Annotated in this window: 21 protein-coding genes; 17 read left to right on the forward strand and 4 right to left on the reverse strand. The window is 60.7% G+C overall.

All coding sequences use genetic code 11. The annotated features are described in order from the left end of the window. Positions 1-129 precede the first annotated feature (129 nt). From RQ593_RS07530 to RQ593_RS07560, 7 genes are all read left to right on the forward strand, one after another. Positions 130-3327, forward strand: a complete 3198-nt coding sequence (locus RQ593_RS07530; protein ID WP_303983237.1) for a DNA translocase FtsK — start codon at positions 130-132, stop codon at positions 3325-3327. A 200-nt stretch (positions 3328-3527) separates the two neighbouring features. Then, complete coding sequence (gene pgsA / locus RQ593_RS07535) at positions 3528-4175, forward strand: CDP-diacylglycerol--glycerol-3-phosphate 3-phosphatidyltransferase (protein ID WP_049345100.1); 648 nt, start codon at positions 3528-3530, stop codon at positions 4173-4175. A gap of 100 nt (positions 4176-4275) precedes the next feature. Further along, the gene (locus RQ593_RS07540) at positions 4276-4866 is read left to right on the forward strand and encodes a CinA family protein (RefSeq protein WP_070629130.1); all 591 of its coding nucleotides are present in this window, start codon (positions 4276-4278) and stop codon (positions 4864-4866) included. Positions 4867-5133: 267 nt separating this feature from the next. Beyond that, complete coding sequence (locus RQ593_RS07545; protein ID WP_005507109.1) at positions 5134-5541, forward strand: helix-turn-helix domain-containing protein; 408 nt, start codon at positions 5134-5136, stop codon at positions 5539-5541. A gap of 147 nt (positions 5542-5688) precedes the next feature. Next, entirely contained in the window at positions 5689-5910 is a 222-nt protein-coding gene (locus tag RQ593_RS07550; protein WP_005507110.1) for a DUF3046 domain-containing protein, read from the forward strand. Between the two features lie 403 nt (positions 5911-6313). After that, complete coding sequence (gene recA / locus RQ593_RS07555; protein WP_005507111.1) at positions 6314-7417, forward strand: recombinase RecA; 1104 nt, start codon at positions 6314-6316, stop codon at positions 7415-7417. Positions 7418-7663: 246 nt separating this feature from the next. Continuing rightward, entirely contained in the window at positions 7664-9619 is a 1956-nt protein-coding gene (locus RQ593_RS07560; RefSeq protein WP_311450239.1) for a regulatory protein RecX, read from the forward strand. A gap of 213 nt (positions 9620-9832) precedes the next feature. Here RQ593_RS07560 and RQ593_RS07565 read toward each other — a convergent pair whose 3' ends face one another. Next, positions 9833-11218, reverse strand: coding sequence for a hemin ABC transporter substrate-binding protein (locus RQ593_RS07565; RefSeq protein WP_070692047.1), 1386 nt, complete (start codon positions 11216-11218; stop codon positions 9833-9835). A gap of 35 nt (positions 11219-11253) precedes the next feature. On the opposite strand from RQ593_RS07565, the gene miaB reads away from it, so the two are divergent. The 4 genes from miaB to dapF all read left to right on the forward strand — a co-directional run bounded on the left by miaB (position 11254) and on the right by dapF (position 16080). Next, a complete protein-coding gene (miaB, locus tag RQ593_RS07570) occupies positions 11254-12768 on the forward strand; it encodes a tRNA (N6-isopentenyl adenosine(37)-C2)-methylthiotransferase MiaB (protein ID WP_070692049.1) in 1515 nt (504 codons plus the stop codon). Positions 12769-12853: 85 nt separating this feature from the next. Further along, a complete protein-coding gene (miaA, locus tag RQ593_RS07575; protein ID WP_397545901.1) occupies positions 12854-13768 on the forward strand; it encodes a tRNA (adenosine(37)-N6)-dimethylallyltransferase MiaA in 915 nt (304 codons plus the stop codon). Positions 13769-13840: 72 nt separating this feature from the next. After that, entirely contained in the window at positions 13841-14989 is a 1149-nt protein-coding gene (locus tag RQ593_RS07580; RefSeq protein WP_303980084.1) for an acyltransferase, read from the forward strand. Positions 14990-15144: 155 nt separating this feature from the next. Then, a complete protein-coding gene (gene dapF, locus RQ593_RS07585; protein WP_070643906.1) occupies positions 15145-16080 on the forward strand; it encodes a diaminopimelate epimerase in 936 nt (311 codons plus the stop codon). A gap of 112 nt (positions 16081-16192) precedes the next feature. Here dapF and RQ593_RS07590 read toward each other — a convergent pair whose 3' ends face one another. Then, positions 16193-16816 carry a class I SAM-dependent methyltransferase gene (locus tag RQ593_RS07590; protein ID WP_294645740.1) on the reverse strand — a complete coding sequence of 208 codons (624 nt, stop codon included), beginning with the start codon at positions 16814-16816 and terminating at the stop codon, positions 16193-16195. Positions 16817-16959: 143 nt separating this feature from the next. Between RQ593_RS07590 and hflX the strand changes: the two genes are divergently transcribed. Beyond that, positions 16960-18672: a GTPase HflX gene (hflX, locus tag RQ593_RS07595; protein ID WP_049355149.1), complete on the forward strand. Its 1713-nt coding sequence runs from the start codon at positions 16960-16962 to the stop codon at positions 18670-18672. A 6-nt stretch (positions 18673-18678) separates the two neighbouring features. Beyond that, positions 18679-20745, forward strand: a complete 2067-nt coding sequence (locus RQ593_RS07600) for an ATP-dependent DNA helicase (protein WP_070643918.1) — start codon at positions 18679-18681, stop codon at positions 20743-20745. 149 nt (positions 20746-20894) lie between these two features. Here the strand turns inward: RQ593_RS07600 and lexA are convergent, their stop codons facing one another. Next, complete coding sequence (lexA, locus tag RQ593_RS07605) at positions 20895-21569, reverse strand: transcriptional repressor LexA (RefSeq protein ID WP_070643922.1); 675 nt, start codon at positions 21567-21569, stop codon at positions 20895-20897. Between the two features lie 815 nt (positions 21570-22384). On the opposite strand from lexA, the gene RQ593_RS07610 reads away from it, so the two are divergent. From RQ593_RS07610 to RQ593_RS07620, 3 genes are all read left to right on the forward strand, one after another. After that, entirely contained in the window at positions 22385-23062 is a 678-nt protein-coding gene (locus tag RQ593_RS07610; protein ID WP_294628815.1) for a LysM peptidoglycan-binding domain-containing protein, read from the forward strand. A 133-nt stretch (positions 23063-23195) separates the two neighbouring features. Next, on the forward strand, positions 23196-23939 hold the full coding sequence (locus RQ593_RS07615; RefSeq protein ID WP_294628817.1) for an imidazole glycerol phosphate synthase: 744 nt from the start codon (positions 23196-23198) through the stop codon (positions 23937-23939). Next, a complete protein-coding gene (locus tag RQ593_RS07620; RefSeq protein ID WP_070633934.1) occupies positions 23939-24730 on the forward strand; it encodes a HisA/HisF-related TIM barrel protein in 792 nt (263 codons plus the stop codon). Before RQ593_RS07615 ends, RQ593_RS07620 begins: the two co-directional genes overlap by 1 nt. Positions 24731-24879: 149 nt before the next feature. Here RQ593_RS07620 and RQ593_RS07625 read toward each other — a convergent pair whose 3' ends face one another. Continuing rightward, the gene (locus RQ593_RS07625) at positions 24880-25302 is read right to left on the reverse strand and encodes a DUF1844 domain-containing protein (protein WP_012903892.1); all 423 of its coding nucleotides are present in this window, start codon (positions 25300-25302) and stop codon (positions 24880-24882) included. Between the two features lie 293 nt (positions 25303-25595). Between RQ593_RS07625 and infC the strand changes: the two genes are divergently transcribed. Next, complete coding sequence (infC, locus tag RQ593_RS07630; RefSeq protein WP_005507875.1) at positions 25596-26297, forward strand: translation initiation factor IF-3; 702 nt, start codon at positions 25596-25598, stop codon at positions 26295-26297. Positions 26298-26530: the final 233 nt, after the last annotated feature.

Genomic DNA, 26530 nt, shown 5'->3' on the forward strand with positions numbered 1-26530 from the left:
GCAGTAGGGGAGAAGCGCCTCATCAGCGCCCTATCAATGCCCTCATAGGCACAGGGCGGGGCGCACTTTTTAGCTCACTGATAACGAAAGAATCGGTACATTAACGGGAAGGTTGATACCCTAAAAGGTATGGCTCCACGGACCACGAAGGGTCGTAACACGACCCCTACTAAAGCAAACACTAAGAAGACCACCCGCAAGCGCACCACCTCCCGAGGCGGTGCGCAGCGCGGTGCCAACGCGGCGAACCCTGTAGCGGGCGCTATCTCCTCCGTCTGGCTGAGCATCGCTCACGCTATCGGTGGGCTGTTCCGCTCCATTGGCGCGGTGCGCACCGACCTTGCGCCCGAAGACCGTCGTGACGGCGGCGCGCTCACCATTCTGCTGTTCGGCCTGATTAGCGCCGGAGTGGAGTGGTACAACTGGCGTGCGCACACTTCCCTCGGTTTGTTGCGAGCGCCCCTGGACGCCTGGCACACCATGCTGGGCGGTATTTTCGGCCAGGGTGCCCTGCTGATTCCGGTGCTTTGCCTCATCATGGCGTGGTGTGTTTTCCGTGGGCCCGACCTGATTAAGCGTAATAACCGCGTGGCGTTGGGCTCCTTCATCATGCTGGTGGCGACCTCTCTGTTCTTTGCGCGCCATGCGGGTCACCCGACGTTCGCGGATGGTTTTGACGCCGTCTGGGCTGGCGGTGGCGTGGCCGGCGTGCTGCTGGGCACCCCCATTGTGCGGGTGAGCGGCCATATTGCGTTCGTTGAGATTCTGATTCATCTGCTGCTGGGTATTGCCGGTCTGATGGTTCTGACGAACACTCCGATTCGTCAGGTGGTGCCGCGTACCCTGCACCTGGTCGGTCTGGCTCTGGGAGAGAAGCCTAATGGTACGACCCGAACCTCCGCGAATGATAGCCCTTCGGATGCGACTCAGACCGTGGACCTGAACGCTGAGGAGCACGACCGCAGCTACCTGTACGGTGACGATGAGAAGCCGGCGCGCTCGGCTCAGAAGTCTGGTGGACTGCTCTCGCGTCTGCGCGGTTGGTTGGGCATTGCTCCCGCTGCGTCGACCGATTCTTCCCTGGACGAGTACGCCGGTGATGAAGCATTCGTGAGCGCCGTGGTGGATGAGACTCACCCGGAGACCACGCAGATGCCGGTACAGCAGGAGGACTCTGCACAGGATTCTGCGCGGGGATCCGCTCAGCAGGCGCGCCCGGCGGCTAAGCCGAACCGTCTGTCCCGTCTGCCCGGTCGCCTCAACCAGGCACCGGCCGCGCAGGGTGCGTCAGCCCAGGGTACCTCTGCACAGAACGGCGCTTATTCGAGCAGCCCTGACCTCTTCGACGTTGAGGCGTCGGATGCGCCCGCAGCCCGCCTGGATCAGGTGCAGCGCGCCGCTGTGGCGAACGGCCGCGTGAACCGTATTCCTGGCGAGGAGCCTCTCTTTGATGTTGAGGCATATGACGGCTTCGGCGCTTCTGAGGAAGCTGCACCGCAGACTAAGCCGCACCAGGTGGTGAACCCTGCGCAGTCTGCCGCCTCGGCTTCCGCGTCCCAGGCTCCTGCCGCACCCGCGGCTCAGCCTCCGATTCCGACCCGCATGCACTCGCCGGGTGCTCACCCGAAGAACGCGGCTCCCGCGGCTTCGCGAGCGCCCGAGGCTGGCGCATCCCGCCCGCTGCAGAACAATACTCAGGTGGCGACCACCGAGCGGGCGCGCGGCGAGCAGGTTGTGCAGTCCTCCCGCGGCGCGTACGTGCTGCCTTCTGAGGAGATGCTGGTTTCTGGCCCGCCCGCTAAGGAATCCTCCGAAGTCAACGAGCACGTGGTTGAAGCTTTGACGAACGTGCTGGAGCAGTTCAAGGTGGATGCGCAGGTCACCGGCTTCTCGCGCGGCCCGACCGTGACCCGCTACGAGATTGAGCTGGGTCCCGCCACGAAGGTGGAGCGCGTGACCGCGCTGAGCAAGAACATTGCGTACGCTGTGGCGAGCCCGGATGTTCGTATTCTGTCCCCGATTCCGGGTAAGTCCGCAATCGGTATTGAGATTCCGAATACGGACCGCGAGACCGTGGCCCTGGGCGACGTGTTGCGTTCCCCGCAGGCTCACGCGAACCAGCACCCGATGGTCATGGGTGTGGGTAAGGACGTTGAGGGCGGCTTCGTGCTGGCGAACCTCGCGAAGATGCCGCATATGCTGGTCGCCGGTGCGACCGGTGCCGGTAAGTCCTCGTTCGTGAACTCGATGATTACCTCGATTCTGATGCGTGCAACCCCGGACCAAGTGCGCCTGGTGATGGTTGACCCGAAGCGTGTGGAGCTGACTGCCTATGAGGGTATTCCGCACCTGATTACGCCCATCATTACGAACCCGAAGAAGGCTGCTGAGGCTCTTCAGTGGGTGGTTCGTGAGATGGATGCCCGCTACGACGACCTCGCCCACTACGGCTACAAGCACGTGGACGACTTCAACAAGGCGGTGCGTGAGGGTAAAGTTCAGCCCGATCCCGGTAGCAAGCGCACGGTGCACGAGTACCCGTACCTGCTGGTGATTGTTGACGAGCTCGCCGACCTGATGATGGTCGCCCCGCGTGACGTGGAAGAGGCGATTGTTCGTATTACGCAGCTGGCGCGTGCGGCGGGTATTCACCTGGTGCTGGCGACCCAGCGTCCGTCGGTGGATGTGGTGACCGGTCTGATTAAGGCGAACGTTCCGTCTCGTATGGCGTTTGCGACCTCCTCGGTCACTGACTCTCGCGTGGTGCTGGATCAGCCCGGCGCGGAGAAGCTGATCGGTCAGGGTGATGCGCTCTTCCTGCCGATGGGTGCTTCGAAGCCGATGCGTGTTCAGGGTGCGTGGGTGTCTGAGTCTGAGATTCACGCCGTGGTTGAGCACGTGAAGAAGCAGGCGCCGACCATCTACCGTGAGGACGTGATGGTCTCTGCCGCGAAGAAACAGATTGATGAGGAAATCGGCGATGACCTCGACGATCTGCTGCAGGCGGCGGAGATTGTGATTACGACCCAGTTCGGTTCGACCTCGATGCTGCAGCGTAAGCTACGCATGGGCTTCGCGAAGGCTGGCCGCATCATGGACCTGCTGGAGTCGCAGGGCGTGGTGGGCCCCTCGGAGGGCTCGAAGGCACGTGAGGTGCTCATCCGCCCGGATGACTTGCAGGCGACCCTGGCGCGTATTCGCGGTGAGGAGCCTCCGGCTGCTGACCCTTACGCGAATGCCGTGGACCCGGGCGAGCCGGTCACCGACTATTTCGATGAGCCCGATGATGAGGGCTCGGAGGACGCCTGGCAGCTGACCGGCCGCTAGCCCCTCAGCGCCCTATCCATTCGGCTGAGTCCACTCAGCTGAGTGAGCGTGCGACATGCACCCCGTATCATCCCTGTGATGTCTGCTACGGCACACGTATAATGGACGGTACGGGGTGTTTGCGTATCCCCGATACGTTTAGGTGTCGGTGCGTACGCGGTCTCTCACCGTCGAAAGCCATCTACCCGTAAGGAGCCGTTATGAGTGAAGCTCGCAATTCCGCACCCGCCGGTGCGGTCAGCACAGCGAAGCCTTCGAACTGGAATGTGCCGAATGTGTTGACGGTTCTGCGTATTATTGCGGTTCCTTTCTTCATTGTTGCCCTGGTTGCGGGCGGTACTTTTGGTGCCGCTGATCCGACGCACCGCTGGCTGGCGTGGATTATTTTTATTCTTGCTATGCTCACGGACTGGGCGGATGGCTACCTGGCGCGCTCGCGTAACCTGATTACGAGCTTCGGTAAGATTGCTGACCCGATTGCCGATAAGTTCCTCACTGGCGCGGCGTTCATTGTGCTGTCGGCGCTGGGCGAGCTGTGGTGGTGGGTCACGATTGTGATTCTGCTGCGCGAGTGGGGCATTACGATCATGCGTCTGTTCGTCATTAAGTACGGTGTGATGGCCGCTAGTAAGGGCGGCAAGATTAAGACCGTTCTGCAGACGGTGGCGCTGGTGCTGATGCTTCTGCCGCTGGGCCAGCTGGGTCTTGGCTGGCTGATTCCTGGTTGGGTTCTGATGGGCGCGGTCACCGCGATTACCGTGTGGACCGGCCTGGTGTATGTGCGTGATGCGTATATTTTGCGTCGTAACTGGTTGCAGGCTCAGGCCTCCCAGGGCGGCGGTCATTAGAGGCGAGGGGAGTGGCGTGTGCTGCTCCCCTTCGCTGTACCTGCGGTGCGTTGTGTGCCGCGTGAGGTTTTGAGCGGCGGTTCGCCGCTGAAAGGAGAGAATAATGGTTCCCCTCGTACTTGAAGATGCTCTGTCCCTTGAGCTTTCCTCCGCTGAGGTTTTCTCCGGTACCCCGGAGGCGGCGGCGCTGCTGCTACGTGATGCGGTGCAGTTGCGCGCCGCCCAGGAGGGCCCGGTGCTGGTGGCTACAGCTGAGTCGCTGACCGGCGGGGATGTGGGCGGCGCGATTTGTACGGTGCCGGGCGCATCCGCGTATTACCGCGGCGGCGTGATTTCCTATGCCTACGAGGTGAAGGCTCAGGTGCTGGGCGTGGACGCTCAGCTGCTGGCGCGTGAGGGTGCGGTGCATCCTGCGGTGGCGGTGCAGATGGCGGTCGGTGCGGCGCGTGTGTGCGGTGCCGATTATGCGGTGTCTACCACGGGTGTTGCCGGTCCTGATCCTGCGGATGGCCAGCCGGTGGGTACGGTCTATATCGGTGTGTGTTCCCCGGGTGGTTCTGAGGTGTTTGAGCGCCACTATTCGGGAGATCGGGCGCAGATTCGTGCGGCGGCGAGCGCGGATGCGATTGCTTTGCTGGCGCGTGCGGTGCGCGGCGGCGCCGGTGGGGTTCTGAAGGACGAGCTGGCGTAGCGTGCCGGGCTGTGCGGCGCCTGGAACGGCTGTGTCGTCGTCGGTGCGGCGCCTACCTAAAAAAATTTACGGTTCAAATATATTCACAGGGTTCTTTCAGCTCCGCAGGAATAAAGGCATAGGTTCGCCTGTTTGAATAGATACAAGCCATAAGAAGAGGACGAAAATGGCGAGGCTCCTAGCTCATGCCTCAAAAATCAGTTAGGCTTAACTCTGTACAGTCCCGCAGGTCGGGAATACCTACTCAGGAAAGTGATATAGAAGCTCATGGCTAAGCAGCGCGTATCGATTAATGGCATTACTAAGTGGAAGGAAATCGAGGAGACCCCCCGACAGGTCGCCCCGGTCGTTGAGGAAGCTAAGGTTGTTCCCCTGCGACAGGCAATCGGTGAGGTTCTTCGCGATGTTCGCCAGCGTCAGGGCCGCACCCTGCGCGAGGTTTCTCAGCGTGCCCGTGTTTCCCTCGGTTACCTGAGCGAAGTTGAGCGCGGTCAGAAGGAAGCTTCCTCCGAACTGCTGGCGTGGATTTGCCAGGCTCTGGACATTCCGATGTCCCAGATGCTGCGTGAGGTTGCCGACCGTATGGCGGTTCTCGAGGGCGTTCAGATTCCGGATACTGTTCCGGCTGAAATGTCTGAGCAGTACAAGAGCGATTACTACATTCTCTCGAAGTAACGAGAGGCGGCACATGCCGCGCTAAACGTGAAGCGATGCCGTGCATCCCCGTAAGGTGGGGGTGTGCGGCATCGCTTATTCTCGGTTTACTATCGGGCGATGTGACGAATTATGAAGCAAACTAGCGGTGAAGCGGAAGGAGCGCTTGTGAAGCTGAGCGAATTTTGGGCGTGCATGGAGTATGAGTTCGGTGCTGGGTATGCTCCGGTGCTGGCGCGTGACTTGGTGCTGGGTTCGCTGGGCCATGTGACCGCTGCGGAGGCGCTGGATCAGGGCGTTAACCCGAAGGACGTGTGGCTTGCAATCTGTGAGGAGCAGGAGATTCCGCAGGAGCGCCGCCTGGGTCCCGATAAGGAGCCGTTGCGCTAGGTAGTGAGCCTGGCGTGTTCTAGCGTATGGGCGGGCCTAGCGTCTGTTCCCTGGCATTTGTTCGAGTGCTAGCGCCTGTGCGGGAGGTATTTTCGAATAATTAGCCGAGAATCCGGGGTTTTTCGAAAATATATGCCGAAACCCTATCCGATTTATTCGAAACTGGGTCGTAATTTTGTTCGACTCGTGCTAGACTTTTCCACATCAGGAATTTTTCGGAAAAATCTTCAAAGTTTTCCACAGATTTTAAAAAATGGCCTTATCCTGTCAGGCTGTGACCCTAGAGTAGTCTCAGAAGGAACCGGTAGGCCAAAACCTTCAAGGTCTCGATTACGAGTCCCACCGATTCCGAAGAAACATTACTCCCGTCAACCACTGACAACACAAAGAACGAGGTACTACCGTGGCTAAGAACACCAAGTCTCAGAGCGTAGCTCGCGTTCCCGAAGAGGGTCGCGCCAAGGCACTTGAAGCCGTGATGGCACAGATCGACAAGAACTACGGCAAGGGTGCAGTCATGCGCCTGGGTGATAAGGAAATCACCAAGACCGAGGTTATCTCCACCGGCGCTATCGCTCTGGATGCCGCTCTGGGTATTGGTGGTCTGCCCCGCGGCCGCGTCATCGAGATTTACGGTCCCGAGTCCTCCGGTAAGACCACCGTTGCACTGCACGCTGTAGCGAACGTTCAGAAGGCAGGCGGCGTGGCAGCGTTCATCGACGCCGAGCACGCACTGGACCCGATTTACGCGGCTAAGCTGGGCGTGGACATCGACCAGCTGCTGGTCTCTCAGCCCGACACCGGCGAGCAGGCACTGGAAATCATGGACATGCTGGTTGGTTCCGGTGCCGTTGATATCGTGGTAGTCGACTCCGTTGCAGCACTGGTACCCCGCGCCGAAATTGAAGGCGACATGGGTGACTCCCACGTGGGTCTGCAGGCTCGCCTCATGAGCCAGGCTCTGCGTAAGATTACCGGTCGCCTCTCCGCAACCGGCACCACCGCAATCTTCATCAACCAGCTGCGTGAGAAGATTGGTGTCTTCTTCGGCTCCCCCGAAACCACCACCGGTGGTAAGGCGCTGAAGTTCTACGCTTCGGTCCGTATCGACATCCGCCGCATTGAGACCCTCAAGGACGGCGCTAACCCGATCGGTAACCGCACCCGCGCCAAGATCGTGAAGAACAAGATGGCTCCGCCCTTCAAGCAGGCTGAGTTCGACATCCTCTACGGTGAGGGCATCTCCGTTGAGGGCGGCATCCTGGACCTGGCGGTGGAGAACGACATCGTCAAGAAGTCCGGCGCATGGTTCACCTACGACGGTGAGCAGCTGGGCCAGGGCCGCGAGAACGTTCGTAAGCTGCTCAAGGACAACCCCGAGCTCACCGAGGAACTGCAGTACAAGGTTCTGGTGAAGCTGGGCATCATTGAGGAAGAAGCTGACGAGCAGGCAGCTGCTGAGTCCGAGGGTAACGACCCGCTGGACGAGCTGGCTGAGGAGTTCTAAACCCGCCCGCGTAGCTTCTTGCTAACGCCACGACTGATTGCCGTGTGCTGTGCATTCCGCACGGTGCACGGCAATCTGTCGTTAACGGAAGAAGCACGTTAACGGGCGTATCGGGGGCGCCGAGACAACGCCTCGTTACAATGGGGGAGCGCCGTATAGCCCGGCGCACGGGCCATTAGGCAACCCAACTCATCAAGCGAGCCAACATATCAAGCGAGCCAACACAGGGGAGAGGAGGAACTGAGCATGACGGAACAGCACGGTCATGAAGAGCACGAGCACAACAGTGTGCGTGACGGCGACGCCGGTTTTGCGGCGCTGGACGCGACCGAACCACACTTCGGTTCCTCAGCTCTGGAAGGTTCAGCCTTCCAGAGCCCAGCTTTCCAGGACGCTACATTCTCTGCCCCTGTTCCCTTTGAACCCGCTGTTTCCTTTGAGCCCGTTATTTCTTTTGAAGCTACTGGTTCGTTTGAATCCACCGCCCCGCCGATTGAGGTGGGCGGCTTCGAGGCGCTCAATTTTGAGGCGCCCGCGCCCCTGGCGGAGCTCACTCTCACCTGGGAAGCGCCTCCTGCTGTTGAAGAGCCCCCGTACCCTGACGCGCCCCCGTACCCTGACGCGCCCCCGTACCCTGGCGAGCCCCCGTATGAGGACGCGCCTCCGTACCCTGACGAGCCTCCCTACGAGGATGAACTTCCGTATCCGGCAGAGCCTTTGTACCCTGAAGCAGAGTACGCGGGGGAATACTGGGTACCCTCGGATGAAGCAACAGCCGCAGAAGCGGCACCCGCAGAAACGATAGCGGAAAAGCCAGCGGCTACAGAAAAGGCACCCAAAAAGTGGGCGCGGAACAGGGCCGCGGATTCGGTAGCCGCTGAGGAATTCCCGGACTGGCACCCCGCTGCGCACGGCTTCGTTGAAGAAAACATCGCCCGCGATAACGGTGGCGATTACGCGGGGGAGTTCCGCGTACCCGAGCTACCCCTGCAAGCTGTGCCCTCCGGCGCTGTACTTTCCGATGCTGTGCCCTCAGGCTCTGGGAAAGACGGCGAGTCGCAGCGCCGCAGCCTGCTCGTTGACCCGAACCTGCCCGCCGTCTCCATTGACGAAGCGCCCGTTCGTGCCTTTACCTCCGGCGGTGCCGAGCCGCGCCCCATGGCGGCTGGCCGCATGAGTCGAGCCGGTGCGGCATCCATCGGATCGGGGCTCACCGCCGAAGAAAAGGAAGAGATCGAGAGGCAAGCAGCTCAGCGGGATAAGCAGAAGAAACGCAAGTCTTCACGTGCCTCTAAGGACACCGACTACAAGCGCGGGTTCCGCCGCATGAGCGCGGTTCAGCAAGAGAAAATGTGGAGCCGTTCGCCCTACGCGCCCGCCTTCGGGGCTCGCAGCGACGATGAGGAAACCCGCAAGAGTTCCACGGGCCGCGGCTCGGGGAGCAACCTATTCAGGGAGGGAAGTAGCTTGAACGAAGAACTCACCCCCGCCGAAGAAGCACTCATCCGCGGTATCGCTGAGGAAGAGGCGCAGGGCGTCGGTACCGGAAAGCGCCGTGCCGCCTCGAATGGTTCCCCAAAGGGCGGTTCTCGAGCTCGGGGCTCCCAGCCGGGCAGCTCTCGGATGGGACATGCTTCCTCACCGCCGGAGGGCAACGTGCCTTCCTGGAAGCAGAAAGTGCGTGCCGCCCGCGCCGCGGAAGAAACAGACCCCTACACGCGCGCTAAAACCATCGTGTACAACCAGCTGGCGTACTCGGCAAAAACCCGAGGCCAGCTGCGTAAGAAGCTGCAGGCAGAAGGCTTCGACGCGGAGCTCATCGAACCGCTGCTCGATAAATTCGAGGCGGCAAAACTCATTGACGACGCCGAATACGCCCAAACGTTCGTGGCGCAGAAGAGCCGCACCAAGAAGCTCTCCCGCGCCGCGCTGCGCCGTGAGCTCGCTGAACGCGGGGTGCACGGTGAAGAGGCAGAGAACGCACTGGCTCAGCGCACCGACGAGCAGGAACGCGAGGACGCCGCCGAGCTGGTGCGTAAGAAGCTACGCCCCGGCATGGACTTCAGTGACCGCACCGAAAAGGATAGGGTGACCCGCCGACTGCTGGGGATGCTGGCTCGCCGCGGGTACTCCTCCTCGGTGTCGATGTCGGTGATTCGTGAGGAACTCGCCGCCTACGGTGCAGAGGACGAGCTCTGGTAGCTCAGTGTTCTGGTAGTTCGCGGCCCCGATAGAGGGCAAGCAGGTGCGCTCCGCCAAAGAGTCTCAGCTAAAGAGTCTTCGCCAAATAACCTCCGTCAATAAGCTAAAGGGGTGAGCCCGCTACAGACACATTCTGCAGTGGGCTCACCCTTTACGTTTTTGATCCTTATAAAAAGCCTTGTCGAAGGCTATATCCGCTGTTTACTCTGCTGCTTATTCAACGGCCCCCAGACGGTTCGCGAACTCGGCGAGGGTTGCATCCTGAGAACCGGCGATCTCCAACAGCAAGCGCATCAGCTGCGCACCCTCACGGCGAATACGAGGCAACAGATCGGAACGTGCCGAAGAAAAGTACAGCTCCAACAGGGCGCACACGGTCACCGCCGTGCACACCGCCAAATCCTCCGCCAGGTGCTCATCCAGCGGGGCGTCCTCAAAGAGGGCAGAGTACAGCGCCGGTAGCGCCTTTTTGCGGTCCACACGGTAGCGCGGGTACTCCGGCGAGGAGGGGAATCCCAGCATCGCCTCAACGAAGGGGAAGCCTCGGTGGTGCAGGCAGGTGCCCTCCGCATCGACCATGCGCACCTGCGCGCCGTCCGCTGAACCAATCAGCACGTTCTGCGGCGAAAAATCGCCCGACGAGAGCATATAGACACGTCCACGGTTGAGCTTGAACTGCTCGGGCACGGGCGGGCGCTTGGTGAAGAAGGGCTGCAGAACACGGCGGAAGCGGAAGGACAGCTCCTCAACTGCGGCGGGAAGAACGGGCGCATCCTCATGCTCAGCGGAGGCAGAGACGGGGCTAGAGTCAGCACCCTGCTCGGGTGCGCGCGCCTCATCAGCCACACCGTACAGCTTCTTCAAGCCGCGCTCAGCCAGTCCCGGCGAGGCGATAGCACCCGGGAACTGCGCCTTGCGGTCGGCACGCGCCAGGTTCAGGCGGTAATCCTCGACCGCCTCACCCATAATGCCGCTGGCGGCAAGGGAACGGTACGCCTCAATGTAGTAGTTCAGCGCATCCAGCGCCTGCTCCTCGGTGCCCTCCAGCAGGGCGTGGGCGACCGAATACTGCTCGCCCTCCACGGTTCCGTCGCTCACATCCTCCAGTGCCAGCACGCGCAGTTCAGCATCCGCACCGTAAAGCTGCGGGAACAGACCCGGAACCTGCTGGTTCAGCGCTTCCAAACCGTAGCGCTCACGCAGGTACCCGAAACCGCCCGCGTTCACCGTCGAATCCTTACGGCGGTAACGCTTCACAATAATCGAGGTCGGCAAAGACTGTGCAGACTCGAAAGACTGGGCAGACTCGGCCGCAGGCTCATACGCCACACGCACCACAACGGAACGCATACCGGTACCCAGAATCTGCACGCGCTCAACCGTGCGCCCAGCCACCTGCTCCAGGGAATGCGCCCAGCAGAGCAGCTGCATCAGGTTCTGACGCATCGAGGCAGAATCGGCGCTCGCCTGAGGCGGCACGGGGGAGTAGGCGGTGATTGCCTCCTCAATGAGGGCGCTCAGAAGCTCCCCGTCAGGGGCGGGAGCGGAAGAATCGTTCGGTGACAGAGCCGGAAAGTTACTACTAAGGGAAACCTGCATAGAGCCATTATCCCCCATCGGATACCCTATAGGGCATGACTTCGACCCTCAGCGATTCCGCCCAGACCCCCGAAACCAGCCCCCGCACCTACGAAGTGCGCACTTTCGGCTGCCAGATGAACGTGCACGACTCCGAACGAATGTCCGGCCTGCTGGAGGCTAACGGCTACGTTCGCGCTGAGGAAGGCACCCAGCCCGACCTGGTCGTGTTCAACACCTGCGCGGTTCGCGAAAATGCTTCCAACCGCCTGTACGGTCACCTCGGCCAGCTCGCGCCGGTCAAGCGCGCCCACAAGGGCATGCAGATCGCCGTGGGCGGCTGCCTGGCGCAGAAAGACCAGGACGCCATCATCGAGAAGGCGCCCTGGGTTGACGTCGTGTTCGGTACCCACAACATTGGTTCCCTGCCGGCGCTACTGGAGCGTGCCCGCCACAACCACGAGGCGCAGGCAGAACTGCTCGAATCCCTCGAAGTTTTCCCCTCCACCCTGCCCACTAAGCGCGATCACGTGTACTCCGGCTGGGTGTCCATCTCCGTTGGCTGTAACAACACCTGCACCTTCTGCATCGTGCCGTCCCTGCGCGGTAAGGAGAAGGACCGCCGCCCCGGCGACATTCTCGCTGAGGTTCAGGCGCTGGTTGATGATGGCGCCATTGAGGTGACCCTGCTCGGTCAGAACGTGAACTCCTACGGCGTGGAGTTCGGCGACCGCCAGGCATTCTCCAAGCTGCTGCGTGCCTGCGGTGAGATTGAGGGCCTGGAGCGTGTACGCTTTACCTCCCCGCACCCGGCAATGTTCACCGACGACGTGATTGACGCGATGGCGGAGACCCCGAACGTCATGCCCGTGCTGCACATGCCGCTGCAGTCCGGCTCCGACAAGGTGCTCAAGGACATGCGCCGCTCCTACCGTTCCAAGAAGTTCCTGAACATTCTGGACAAGGTGCGCGAGCGCATCCCGAACGCCGTGATTACCACCGACATCATTGTGGGCTTCCCCGGCGAGACTGAAGAGGACTTCCAGGACACTCTGAAGGTTGTGGAGCAGGCTCGTTTCTCCTCCGCGTTCACCTTCCAGTACTCGATCCGCCCCGGCACCCCGGCGGCGACCATGGAGAACCAGATTCCGAAGGAGGTCGTGCAGGAACGCTACGAGCGTCTGATTGCCCTACAGGACCGTATCGCCGGTGAGGAGAACCGCAAGCAGCTCGGTAAGACCGTTGAGCTGATGGTCGTTGCGGAGGCAGGTCGTAAGGCTGAGCAGACTCACCGCCTCTCCGGTCGTGGCCCGGACCAGCGCCTCGTGCACTTCTCCGTGCCCGAAGGTTGCGAGACTCCCCGCCCCGGCGACATGGTGACCGTGCCCATTACCGAGGCTGGTTCTTTCCACCTGATTTCTGACCCGACCGCTGAGCAGTACCAGCTGCGCCGCACCCGCGCCGGTGACGCGTGGGACCGCTCCCAGGCTGATTCCTGCGGTACCGGCACCACCCAGGTGCCCGGTGCGCCGGTGGGTCTGGGCATGCCGACCATCGGCCTGCGCCCCTAAAACCTAGATTCGAATCATGCGCCCTGTTCTTCGGGTCCTCATCCTCACCGCGAGTGGGGGTGAGGGAACCGGTAGAATGGGGCGCATGACTATCTCCGAAACTCTGCCCGTTATCGCTATTGTGGGCCCGACCGGCACCGGTAAGAGCGCGCTCGCCATTGAGCTGGCTCTGCGCCTGAACGGTGAGTGCATTAACGCTGACTCCATGCAGTTCTACCGGGGCATGGATATCGGTACCGCGAAGGTCACTGCAGAGGAGATGCGCGGCGTTCCGCACCACCTGCTCGACATTATGGATGTGCGGGATGAGGCGTCTGTGGCGGAGTTTCAGGAGCGTAGCCGTGAGCTGATTGAGCAGATTCGTGCCCGTGGCCGCTACCCGATTCTTGTGGGTGGTTCCGGCCTGTACGTGCGCGCCGCCCTGGATAAGCTGGAATTCCCCGGTACGGATGCGCGGGTGCGCGAACGCCTCGAGGAGCAGGCACGTACCGAGGGCATCGGGGTTCTGCATGCCCGCCTGGCGGAGGTCGACCCGGAGTCGGCTGCGCGTGTGAAGGATGAGCGCCGCATCATTCGCGCCCTGGAGGTGTTCGAGGTGACGGGTCGCCCGTTCTCGGCGTTCATGCCGGTGCGCGAGTACGTGACCGAGAGTATTCAGATTGGTCTGGATATGGATCGTTCCTTGCTACACGAGCGTCTGCACCGCCGCGTGGAGCTGATGCACGAGCAGGGTCTGCTCGATGAGATTCGTGCCCTGAATACGCAGGGGCTGCAGGAGGGGAAGACCGCCTCCCGCGCGATTGGTTACGCGCAGTTCGCTTGTGCCCTTGAGGACGCGGACTACAGCGTGGAGCAGGCGATTGAGGATACGACGATTGCTACCCGCCAGTTTGCGCGCCGCCAGCTGACCTGGTTCCGTGCGGACCCGCGCGTGCACTGGCTGGATGCGCTCTCACCCACCCTTGTAGATGAGGCGTTGGCTACAATTTTGCAAAAATAAGCAAATAGGTGTACTAAATCTGGGGGCCCTGGGTTATTCTAAGGTTATATTCAACTCAACCATAGAGGAAATATGTCACTCACATCACATACAAAAAATTCTGCCGGTGTGCCCTCCGGTAAGCAGGGGAAACTCTCCCTGTACGATGCTGTCCTGGGACAGGAAAATTCACTGAATTTTATCCGTCTTTCGCTTGCGACTGCAGTGATTATCGCCCACACGGGTCCTTTGATTGGTGTTCACGCTGATTTCCTTGGAATTCCCTCTTCGCGTGTAAACCTCATTGGCGGTTGGGCGGTAAATATGTTTTTTGCTATTTCCGGTTTCCTGATTGCTCATAGTGCTCAGAGGGGAACGGCTGCGGGATATCTAAAGCGTCGTGCCCTAAGGATTTTTCCCGGATACTGGGTATCTATCCTGTTTGTTGTTTTCCTATGCGCACCGATTTCTGTGGCAACAGGACACACTGAGGAGTCCTTTTCAATAAAGAGTGCGGGCGGATACATTTTCCGAAATTTTGATCTTTTCAATTTGCAATACCCTCTCTTTGGAGGACCGATTGGCATCCCCTACAGTCATACGTGGAACGGATCGGTGTGGACGCTAGGGTTCGAATTCCTAGGATATCTGGCGTTAATCCCCCTCTTCTACATCCCCTTTGTTCGTCGGAATACCAAGTGGATAGTTCCTGCAATCTATACGATTTTGCTTTTGGGTTATCCTTTCTTTGCGCTTATCGGCAAAGAGCCTAACCATTTCACGGAGTACATCCTTCGCTTGCATGCTTATTTCTTCGCAGGTGTTCTTCTGTATCTATTTGGTAAGCGTATTCCCTTTAACGCAACTCTGGGCGTGTGCCTGACAATTGTTGGGTGCGTGGCTTGGATTGCTTCTCCTTCAGAAGTTGCACGCTATATTCACATTCCTGTTGCCTATGGAATTTTGGCTTTGAGTGCCGTCATTAAGACTCGCTGGTGCAGTAAGAACGATATTTCTTACGGTATATACATCTATGCATTCCCGGTCCAGATTCTTCTGGCTATCTTTGGTAGCGCATCTTTGGGTTGGATTTTGAACTTTGTCCTTACCTTTGCAATTACTACTGGCCTGGCTTGGCTGTCTTGGCTGTACGTTGAGAAGCCGGCGCTGGCTTTGAAGGACCGAAAGCTTCTGCGCATTCGCCGTAATCGTTCCGCAGACGCCGTAACGGCATCCTCATAAACTCTAATCCCGCCTATTTCTGCGGCTTTCGGTGATCTTGATGAACTCATCAAGTAAACCGGGAGCCGCAGAAGCGTTTCTGAGAAGAATGCCTGAATCACCATCTGGCGCGGTAAAATCATAAACGGACAGGTCACCAACCTTAAGGACAGCATATGAGCGAGAACCCTTCCATCTGGGGCGAGCTGGCAGGCCTGACCCTCACCAAGGGTCACGGCACCGGTAACGACTTCATCTTTCTGACGGACGAGAACGCAGAAATTGCCCTCACCCCCGAGCTGGTAGCCCGCGCCTGCGACCGCCACTTCGGCATTGGCGCGGACGGCTTCATTCGTGCTGCCCGCAGCACCGCCTCCCGCGCGGGCCAGAAGCTGCTCGAGGAGCACCCGGACGCTGTCTGGTTCATGGACTACCGCAACGGTGACGGATCTATCGCAGAGATGTGCGGCAACGGTGTGCGCGCGTTCGTGGAGTACCTGCGCACTGAGGGCCTGATCGAGCTTGAGGTGGGCGAGACCGTCAAGATTGGTACCCGTGCCGGTGTGAAGACTGTGGCGCGCACCGAAGAGGGCTACGCGATTGATATGGGGCCGTGGAGCTTCATTCACGGTGACGCCGCCCGCGAGGGTGGCGAGGACTGCCTGGTGTCTGCCCGCGGCCTGAAGACTCCGCGCGCTGGCCTGTCCATTTCGATGGGTAACCCGCACACCGTGGTGATGCTCGGCTCCGACGGTAAGCTGGACGGCCTGGACCTGCACAGCCTGCCGCAGGTGAACCCCGCCCCGGTCAACGGCACGAACGTTGAGTTTGTGGTGCCGGTCGACCTGGATGTTGAGAGCGGCGCGCAGGTTGGCGCTATCCGTATGCGCGTGCACGAACGCGGCGTGGGCGAGACCCTCTCCTGCGGTACCGGCGCGTGTGCGGCAGCTGCGGCGACCCGTTTCTGGGGTGGCGAGGAAGCTCCGGATGAGTGGCTGGTGCATGTGCCCGGCGGTACCCTCGCGGTGACTTTCGTGCTGGGCCCGGACGACCTGGAGCATGTGGTTCTGGCTGGTCCGGCGCAGATGGTTGCAACCGTCGTGTTGCGATAGCGAGCAGTCCTCGATAGAGACTTTGATATACAAAAGCGGCGGGTGTTTTCTGAAACTAAAATCAGAAAACACCCGCCGCTATTTATGTCCCTAGCAACCTGCGTCAGGGGTTTTAGTCTTCGTAGCGGTGCACCTGCAGAATACGGAAACCCTTCGAAGTCGCATAGCGCGACACCTCAAACTCGCCGGGGTGCAGCTCCTCAAGCTGCGCGTCCATCCACTTCTGCAAAGAATCGGAGCCGAGGTTCTTCTGAACCACCAGGTAGGCGTCACCGCCGGGTGCCAGGCGCGGCAGCCAGGTCAGCAGGATCTCGTGAAGGACCTCCTTGCCCACGCGAATTGGCGGGTTCGACCAGATGGTATCGAAACGCAGTTCGGGGTCGACAGATTCGGGGGTTCCCACGGTCACGTTGGGCAGGCCGAGAGCGGCGGCGTTGCGTTCGGTCAGGCTAATGGAGCGGGAGTTCACGTCCACCGCGTGCACCTGCGCCTGCGGGGCGAGCATCGCAAGAGTCAGGGTGATGGGTCCCCAACCGCAGCCGATGTCGAGCATGCGTTCGCCCTGCGGGTCGGGTGCTTCCTGCAGCAAAATGGCGGTGCCCTTATCGATGCCGGAGGGGCTGAAAATGCCGTTAGCGGTGGTGACGGTGACCTTGCGGCCGGCAAGCTCCACCTGCACGGGGCGGGGCTTGAATTCGGTCTCGGGGGTTTCAGAGAAATAATGCTGCTCGCTCATGCTATCCAGTGTACCGGTAGGGCAAGATCCCGCCGCACACGGGCAGAGTATGCGCGGGGTGGTTCAGCAGCTTGCACGCCCTGAGCGCACAGGCGACCGAACCCCCTACCCGATGCGGGCAACGGCGGTAGAATTGTAACCGTATGAATTCTAAGAACACCCCCGTATCTGATACCGAAAAGCTGCCCAGCGATGAGCAGCTACGCCGCACCGTAGACCGCGTTCTGGGGCGCTCCCAGGCCGCCGCCTCCGTCACCACTTATGACGCCGCCGGTACCGCGCATCACAGCGACAACTCCTCCAGCACCCACGGCAACAATAGCCGCCGTGTGCTGGATACTCGCGCACGCGAAATTTCTGACGTTCAGCGCGAACACTCCGAATATGACGGTGACCAGGAAGACCTCGCCGAGCGCCGCGCACTGCGCCGTATCGCGAACCTCTCCACCGAACTTGAAGACGTCACCGAGGTCGAGTACCGCCAGCTGCGCCTGGAGCGCGTGGTGCTTGCTGGCCTGTGGACCGAAGGCACCGTTGAGGACGCCGAGAACTCCCTGCGCGAGCTCGCGGCACTGGCTGAAACCGCAGGTTCCGAGGTTCTGGACGGCCTGGTTCAGCGCCGCCTCAAGCCGGACCCCGGCACCTTCCTCGGCTCCGGTAAGGCACTGGAACTCAAGGACATTGTGGAGGCGACCGGCGCCGACACCGTCATCGTTGACTCGGAACTGGCTCCCTCGCAGCGTCGAGCCCTCGAAGACATCGTGAAGGTCAAGGTCATTGACCGCACCGCCCTGATTCTCGACATTTTCGCTCAGCACGCTAAGTCCCGCGAGGGTAAGGCACAGGTTGAGCTGGCTCAGCTGGAGTACATGCTGCCGCGTCTGCGTGGTTGGGGTGCGTCCCTGTCCCGTCAGGCGGGTGGCCGTGCCGCAGCCGGTGAGGGTATCGGTTCGCGTGGTCCCGGTGAAACCAAGATTGAGATGGATCGCCGCCGCCTGCGCGCTCGCATGGCGAAGCTTAAGCGTGAGATTGCTGCGATGGCGCCGGCGCGTGAGACGAAGCGTCTGAACCGTCGCCGTAACCGCGTGCCTTCGGTGGCTATTGCCGGGTACACGAACGCGGGTAAGTCCTCCTTGCTGAACCGTCTGACCGATGCGGGCGTGCTCGTGGAGAACGCCCTGTTCGCAACCCTGGACCCGACCGTCCGCAAGGCTCAGACCCCGGACGGCATCGGCTACACCCTCTCCGACACGGTGGGCTTCGTGCGTTCGCTGCCGACCCAGCTGGTGGAGGCGTTCCGCTCCACCCTGGAAGAGGTTGCTGACGCTGACGTCATCCTGCACGTGGTGGATGCTTCGCACCCGGACCCCGAGGGTCAGATTCGTGCCGTCCGCGAGGTCATCGCGGAGGTCGACGCCCGCCATATCCCCGAAATCATTGTGCTGAATAAGGCGGATGCCGCCGACCCGTTCGTGCTGGAGCGCATGCGTCAGCGCGAGCCGGAGCACGTGATTGTTTCGGCGCGTACAGGTGAGGGTATTGAGGAGCTGAAGCAGAAGATTGCGGACACCATTCCGCGCCCCTCCATTGAGGTGAAGCTGCTGATTCCGTACTCGCACGGTGAGATTATTTCGCGCCTGCACGAGTGGGACGCCGAAATTAAGAGCACCGATTTCGTATCGGACGGCACCTTCGTGGTGGCCCTGGTTCGTGAGGACGTCGCATCCGAGCTGTCCGAGTATGTGCTGGAAGGTGACCTGCTGGAGGTCCTGGAAGAGGAACTTGCGGAGGCACGCGCCCTCACCGAGGTGACCGCATCTGAATCCGAGCAGCCCTCTACCTCTGAGGCTCGCTAGGAGCGTATGAGCGTGACGGAGAGCATCAACGCGCCCAAAAACGCCCCGGGAACCGCACCCGCAACCGACGGCCCCCGATTCACCGGGCAGGAGCTTGAGACCCTGCCCGGTGCAAAGGGTGCCCTGACCCTGCTGGATGAGGCGGTTGCCGCCACCGGCGGTCAGAACCGCGCCGGTCAGCGCACCATGGCGGCGCATGTGGCGCAGGCTCTTGAACTGCAGCGTCACCTGCTGGTCCAGGCGGGTACCGGTACCGGTAAGTCCCTGGGCTACCTGGTGCCTGCCCTGGCGCGGGTGGGGGAGTCGGACCAGCCGATTGTTGTTGCGACGGCGACTCTTGCTCTGCAGGCGCAGATCGTGAACCGCGATATTCCGCGTCTTCTACAAGCGCTGGAGCCGTGCCCGGAGTCGCAGGCGCAGGTGGCTCTGCTCAAGGGCCGCAATAACTACCTCTGCCTGCACAAGCTGGAGGGCGGCTACCCGGAAGACGAACCGGATGCTCTCTTCGACATGCCTTCTTCGACCTCCCGCGTGGGTGAGGAAGTGGTGCGCCTGCGCGAGTGGGCTGACCGCACTGAGACCGGCGACCGCGACGAGCTGAAGCCCGGCGTCTCTGATCGTGCCTGGGCACAGGTGTCGGTGAGCGCCGCCGAGTGTTTGGGTCGCCGCTGCCCGCTGGTGGAGGAGTGCTTTAGCGAGATGGCGCGTAGCCGTGCCGCTGAAGCTGACATTGTCATCACGAACCACGCCCTGCTGGCGATTAACGCTTTTGAGGGCATGAAGGTTCTGCCCGAGCATAAGACGGTCATTATTGACGAGGCCCATGAACTGGTGGACCGCGTGACCGGTGCGGTGTCTGGTTCTTTGACGGTTGCGATGGTTCGCCGCGCGGCGCGTAGCGTGAAGAAGCATTCGAAGGCTGATTCCGGTGCCCTGGAAATGGCGGCAGGCACCCTGGAGACCGCTTTCGAGGGGCTTGCCGAGGGTCTGCTGAAGGGCCTGGACGGCCGCCTTTTGACCGCGATTTCTGCGGTGAATGATGCCGCCCGCACCGCCCTGTCCGACACCAAGCCGGACGGTCAGGACGTTGATGCCGGCCTGCAGATGGCGCGCTCGCGTGTCTCTGAGGTACACGATATGAGTAGCCGCATTCTGGAGGCTTCTGCCGAGCAGGATGTGCTGTGGATTTCTCGTCAGGGCGGCTGGGAAAACGGCCGCTATGTTGCCGCTTCCGATACCGACCCTGCGACCCTGAACATTGCGCCGCTGAGCGTTGGATTGCAGCTGCGTGACGGACTCTTTGCTGACCGCACCGTGATTTTGACGAGCGCGACCCTGACGGTGGGGGACTCTTTTGATGTTGCCGCTGGCGCCCTGGGACTGCAGGGCGAGGGCGCGCCCCGCTGGACGAGCATCGACGTGGGTTCGCCGTTCGACTACCGCAAGCAGGGCATCATGTACGTTGCCGGGGATTTGAAGCCTCCGGGATTTGGCGTGCACGAGGGCCAATTGGAGCGCCTGCGTGAGCTGTGCGAGGCGTCCGAGGGCGGCGCCCTGGGACTGTTCTCCTCGAAACGTGCCGCCGAGCGTGCTGCCGAGTACATGCGCGAGCATAGCGACCTGAACATCCTTCTGCAGGGCGAGTCTTCGCTCAAGGCTCTGGTGGAGGAGTTCAGCGAGGACGTCGACTCGTGCCTGTTCGGCACGATGAGCCTGTGGCAGGGCGTGGACGTTCCGGGCGACTCGTGCCGTCTGGTGGTGATGGACCGTATTCCGTTCCCGCGCCCGGATGATCCGATTGCGCAGGCTCGTACGGAGGCTGTGAACCGTCACCGCGGTAATGGCTTTATGGCGGTTTCTGCTCACCATGCGGCGATTCGTATGGCGCAGGGCGCAGGCCGCCTGATCCGTTCGGTGTCTGACCGTGGCGTGGTGGCTGTGCTGGATTCTCGCGTGGCAACCAAGCGTTACGGTGGTTTCTTGATGAAGGCGATGCCGCCGATGTGGTCGACGCAGAATAAGGCGGCGGTGACCGGTGCGCTGGCTCGTCTTTCGGCGAGTATTGATCGTTAGCTCGGGTGGGCTCCAGTCCTGGCGGCGCCGCCCCCTCCGCTTTGGAGATATCTGCTTTTGAAATATAAAAATCACCCTGGTGATACGTGAACATTCACGTATCACCAGGGTGATTTTTTATATAGAGCTAAGAGCTTAGCGTTATGTCTCTAGAGGCTGCGCAGCACGGAGACGACCTTACCCATGACGGTTGCGCGGTCGCCCATAATCGGCTCGTAGTTGGCGTTGCGCGGCATGAGCCAGGTGTGGCCGTCGACCTGACGGAACACCTTCACGGTTGCCTCATCGTCGAGCAGCGCAGCAACGATATCGCCGTTGTCGGCGGTGTGCTGCTCGCGGACAACCACCCAGTCGCCGTCGCAAATCGCGGCGTCAATCATGGAATCGCCCTTGACCTTGAGCATGAAGAGCTTGCCGCTACCGACCAGCTGGCGGGGCAGAGCGAGCACATCCTCCACGGACTGCTCGGCGGTGATGGGACCGCCCGCTGCAATACGTCCAACCAGGGGAACGGGTACGAGGTCTTCGTCGCCGACTTCGAAGTTCGGCAGCTCGGGCAGGGACGAGGAGGAGCTACCGTGCATGCCGACGCCGTTCTCATCCAGCACCTCAATGGCGCGGGGGAGCTTGGGGTCGCGGCGAATGTAGCCCATGGTCTCGAGACGACCGAGCTGGTGGGTGACCGAGGACAGGGACGCAAGACCCACCATGTCACCAATCTGGCGCATGGACGGCGGGTAACCCTTCTGTTCAATCTCGGTGCGGATCGCGTCAAGAATCTTCTGCTGGCGCGCGGTCAGCGCCGGACGGGGTGCTGTTGCCATTTCTTTTCCTTCGGTCTGTACTCCGGCCTTTGTATTTCCGGTCGGGGCACGGATGGGTGCTTCACACGTTTTCTGGTGGTGTCCTAAAAATTTTTTGGTTCTGCCGAAATGGGTCTTATCTCGTCAGGGGGTGGAGGAATTCTATCCGTGCCGAAGCGATACCGGAGCGATACACAGGCAACGAGTATGCGCCTCCGCCCTACATAGCAATACTCAGCCAGCAGCACCTGCGGTCGATACAGAACCAAGCTGTAACGAATACAGAAACCTGCTGTGAGTAGGACTCATCAGGAGCGTGTGGAACGTCTCTTGACACCAGTGTAGAACACTACACCGAAAAACTCAAACAAATATTCTAGATTTTTTCTTTGAAACTCGAAGAAATTTTTAGTACATCTCTGCTAGACTTTAGAACAAGAGTTCGTATATACTCTTGAATCTCTCCTGAAATTCAGGATTTACGGGTGGATGTTCGAAAAATATTCGAAGATTCGACCCTGAGTATTCCGGGAGAGGAGAGTGAATGAGTGTTCGAATGTATTCGAATCCTCTGCCTCTCTCTTCGAATAATCTACCTCGGATGCTCTAGCGAGCATCTGGCGAAGAGAGAGCGCAGGGGATGGGGTGCTGGGGCGACCCAGCGCAGCCCGGTGCACCCGACGCTCTGACCTAACTAGAGAATAGCTACCCAATAGTTATCGCCTAACAATCACCACTCCATAGTTATCACTCAACTAGGACCTCCGAGCGGGTATCGCTCGGCATTGCTAGACCCGCGGGGCAACCCCGGGGCGAGCTGAGAGAAAGGAACCACAATGACTACTGCAGCACCTATTGCTTCTCAAGGCACTTCTGCACACCTTCCGGCAGGTTTGGTGGTACTTCACCCCGCCCGCACCGCGTCCGTCCGCACCGTGTCTGCCCGCACCGTGCAGGGGCGTTCTCGTGTGCTTGCGTCTCCGCAGTCTGTTCGCTCTTCTCGTGCGGCTCATGCACCCCGCCCCGCGCAGGTGGCCCAGCCTACCCACGCTCCCGCTGTTTCTGCACCTGCTATTTCTGCCAAGGCACCTGCTCCGGTTCGCTCCGCAGCTTCTGAGGCGCAGGCTGTTTCTGATGCACAGGCGCCTAGCGTGAAGAGTGCTCTTCTAGCTAAGGGTGGCGAACTTCTGCGCGCGGTTCCCGCTTCGATTCGTCGTCTTGGCACTCCGCGCGGTTTCCTGAAGGGCCTGCCTCTGCTGACCCTGGCAGCGCTGATTGTGCTCGGTGCTATTAGCTTCTTCGGCCCGGCAGCTTCTGCTTCCGTGGAGAACGCTTCGGTGACTCGAACCGTCGTTGTGGTCAAGCACGGCGAGACTCTGTGGGATATTGCTCAGGCGGTGGATCCGCAGGGTGACACCCGTGATACTGTGGTTCGTATTATGGAGTTGAACTCGTTGACCAGTACCTCTGTTGATGCCGGTCAGCGTCTGGAAATTCCTCAGACTCAGCGCTAAAGCTCAAGGCCGCGGCTCATGCCCGCTCCTGGGGTAGCAGAGCTGAGTCTGCAGATTCTGAACCCGCTATCTGGCTCAAACTGTAGTGCCTGAACTATATGAATTCTTGACCCTCTGAAATAGGAGCGCACCGATGCCTGTCCCCGTTGAATCCACACCCCTCGAGACTGAAACTGTGCAGAGCGCTCGTCCTGTGGTTGCCGTTTTGGGTGAACCCGGAACTCGTGGCGCCCTGGTGAAGCTTCTTCAGGATGCGGGGGCGGACGTTATCGTCACTACCGTGCCCAATCAGCTGCGTGAGGCTGACGGCATGGTGGTTACGGGCGGCGCGAGCTCTCTTGAGGCATACGAAGACCTGAAAGCTAAGGATGCCGAGCGTGTGATTGGTCGCCGCGTTGCCGGCGGTCGTCCGGTGCTGGCTGCCGGTGCAGCGTTGAGCTGCCTCTTTGACTCTATTACGGTGGAGCATCCGCAGATGGGGCAGGTTCAGGTGCAGTGCATGGGGGAGTGGCCCGGTGAGGGTGTGGAGCTTTCTACCCGCGACCTGGTACCCGGAGCTTCCTCTCTGAGCCCGTCCGCCGATAGCGCGCTACTCAAGGACCTTGAGGGCGAGGCTCACTTCAAGTCTGAGCACGGCGTTTTTGAGTGGGCTTTTGACCAGGGCATTGAATATATTGCCCCTCCTGCGGTGACTTGGACTGCCACCGAGCCTGCCTATATTGCGGCGGTTGAGAACGGTCCGCTGACGGCGGTGCAGTTCTGCCCGGTGGGTTCTGGTGAGCTGGGTGCAGAGTTTATGCGCCGCTGGGTCGCCTCCCTGGCGGTGACCGGTCGCCTGTCTTCTGGCGACTCCGCTACTGCTGCAGGAGGTAACTAATGTCTGCACCCGTTCTTGAACTTCTGCCCGCTGTTGATATTTCTGAAGGCTATGCGGTGCGCCCGGTGGGCGGCACCCTATCCGGTGGTGAGCAGCGCCTCGACCCGGTGGAGGCGGCTCTGACCTGGGTGAAGGCTGGTGCCCGCTGGATCCACCTGGTTGACCTTGACCTGGCGTTTGGACGCGGTACGAATACCGAGGTTCTGGCTGAGGTTGTCGCCGCCGTCCGTGCCGAGAACACCCGAATGAGCTCCACCCCGGTTCGTATTCAGGTCAGCGGTGGCGTGCGTAATGCTGAGAGCCTGGAGCGCGCCCTGAGTCTGAATCCGGACCGCGTGAACGTGACCAGTGCGGCTCTGGCGGATTCTTCCTGGCTTGAAGACACCCTGGCTCGCTACGCTGATTCTGATCTTCTTGCCCTCGGGCTCGATGCCCGCTACAACCCCGAGCGGGGTTGGGTGACGGTGGCTCGCGGTACCGACTGGTCGGGCCCTGACCTGGCGGAGGCGCTGGCTTGGCTGGAGGGCGCGGGCGTGCGCCGCTATATCGTTACGGATGTGAGCAAGGACGGTTCTCTGGCGGGTCCCGGTGCGGAGCTGCTGGATGAGGTGCTTGCCCAGAGCGCCTGTCGGGTGGTGGCGTCCGGTGGTGTGGCATCGCTGGCTGATCTTGAGAAGCTGCGTTCCATGGTGCCTTATGGGCTGGAGGGCGTGGTGCTTGGTAAGGCACTGTACGTGGGCAACTTTAGTTTTGAGCAGGCTCTTGAGGCTGCCGGCTCCCGCTCCCGCTAAATTTGGTTCCTGCTAAAGCTGCCGGCTTGCTCTAGCCCGCATATCTAGCCCGGGTAGATTCCTTGTCCGCACAGGCTTATATACGACGAAGCCCCGTCTTCCTCATCGTGAGGGAGACGGGGCTTCGCTGTGAATAGACCGGGTACGGTTTAGTACACCGGGCCGGTGAGCTTTTCGCCGGGGCCCTTGCCGGGCTCGTCCGGGAAGGGGGATGCTTCGCGGAATGCGAGCTGCAGGGTGCGCAGGCCGTCGCGCAGGGGCGCTGCGTGCTGGGAGCCGATTTCGGGTGCTGCGGCGGTGACGAGGCCTGCCAGCGCGGTGATGAGCTTGCGTGCTTCGTCGAGGTCCTTGAGGTCGTCGGCGTTTTCGTCGGCTGCGAGGCCGCACTTGACGGCTGCGGCGCTCATCATGTGGATGGCTGCGGAGCTGATGATTTCGATGGCGGGTACGTCTGCGATGTCGCGCAGCTGTTCGTTGACGGCTTCGACCTGCTCTTCGGTGAGTTCGGTGTGGCCGTGTACGGGGGTTTCTTCTTCCGCGGTGAAGCGGAAACTCGTGTTTTCAGTGCTCATAGTCCTAGAATCTCATATTTCGTTTGTTTCGGTAAATGCGTCCTTAAGAGTGGGCGTCTCCGTGGACTTTCCGCGTGAATGACCGCAATTTTTATGGTGTTTTACGTCTAATTCCTTGCGCCTGTAGGGGGTTCTGCGGTATGGTTGTAGGCAGTTTGCAAGTGGAGCATGCCTCCCACCCGGTTGACCGCCGCAGACGTTAGTTTGCGAGTTTTAAGGTGAACGGGTTCGTCCGCCGCTTTCGGCGTACGCTGGTTTGTGCCTCCGCTTGTGTAACTGCGGGGGCTTTTTTAGTGCCCGCAACGGATAGTATTCACGGGGAAACCCACAGAGCACAGGAGCTAGTCATTAGCGAACCACGCATTAACGATCGTATCCGCGTTCCCGAGGTCCGTCTTGTCGGTCCCGGTGGCGAGCAGGTAGGCGTTGTCCCTCTGAAGGACGCTCTGCGTCTGGCTGAGGACGCCGAACTCGACCTGGTCGAGGTTGCCCCGAACGCGAAGCCGCCCGTGTGCAAGCTCATGGATTACGGTAAGTACAAGTACGAAGCCGCGATCAAGGCTCGTGAATCCCGCAAGAAGCAGGCTAATGCCGTTCTGAAGGAGATCCGTTTCCGCCTGAAGATTGATACCCACGACTACGAAACCAAGGTTGGACACGCTCGTCGTTTCCTTTCCGGTGGTGACAAGGTCAAGGCAATGATTCAGTTCCGTGGTCGTGAGCAGCAGCGCCCCGAGATGGGTGTGCGTCTGCTGGAGCGTCTGGCGGCTGAACTGGCTGAGGTGAGTACCGTTGAGTCTCGCCCCCGTCAGGATGGCCGCAACATGGTGATGGTTCTGGCTCCGCTTCGCGGTAAGGCAGAGGCTCGCCGTGAGCAGGGCGCCGGCGGTCGCAAGGGTCGCGAGCGTATTGACACGACCAAGGCGAAGCCCGTAACTAATTCTCTGGCAGACGCTATGCCTGCCGAGTTGAAGGCACAGGCTTCCGCCGAGTAGGGAACCGGGTCGTCACTTTAGGATGGGCACGCGCCTCCACCGTTGGGTGGGTGTTGCGGGTTCACCCGGTGCCGGTTCCGAGGCACCTCGTTAGGGGTGCCTCACCTTTGGTCCTTGGGGCTGATGCGTCTATCGCTCAACCCCACTAAGCTACCCCGCTGTTGTGGCGGGGGATGAATGTAAGGAGAACGGCAGCTATGCCGAAGCAGAAGACCCACTCTGGTGCTAAGAAG

The organism is uncultured Rothia sp. (genome assembly GCF_963507905.1).
Taxonomy (GTDB): domain Bacteria; phylum Actinomycetota; class Actinomycetes; order Actinomycetales; family Micrococcaceae; genus Rothia.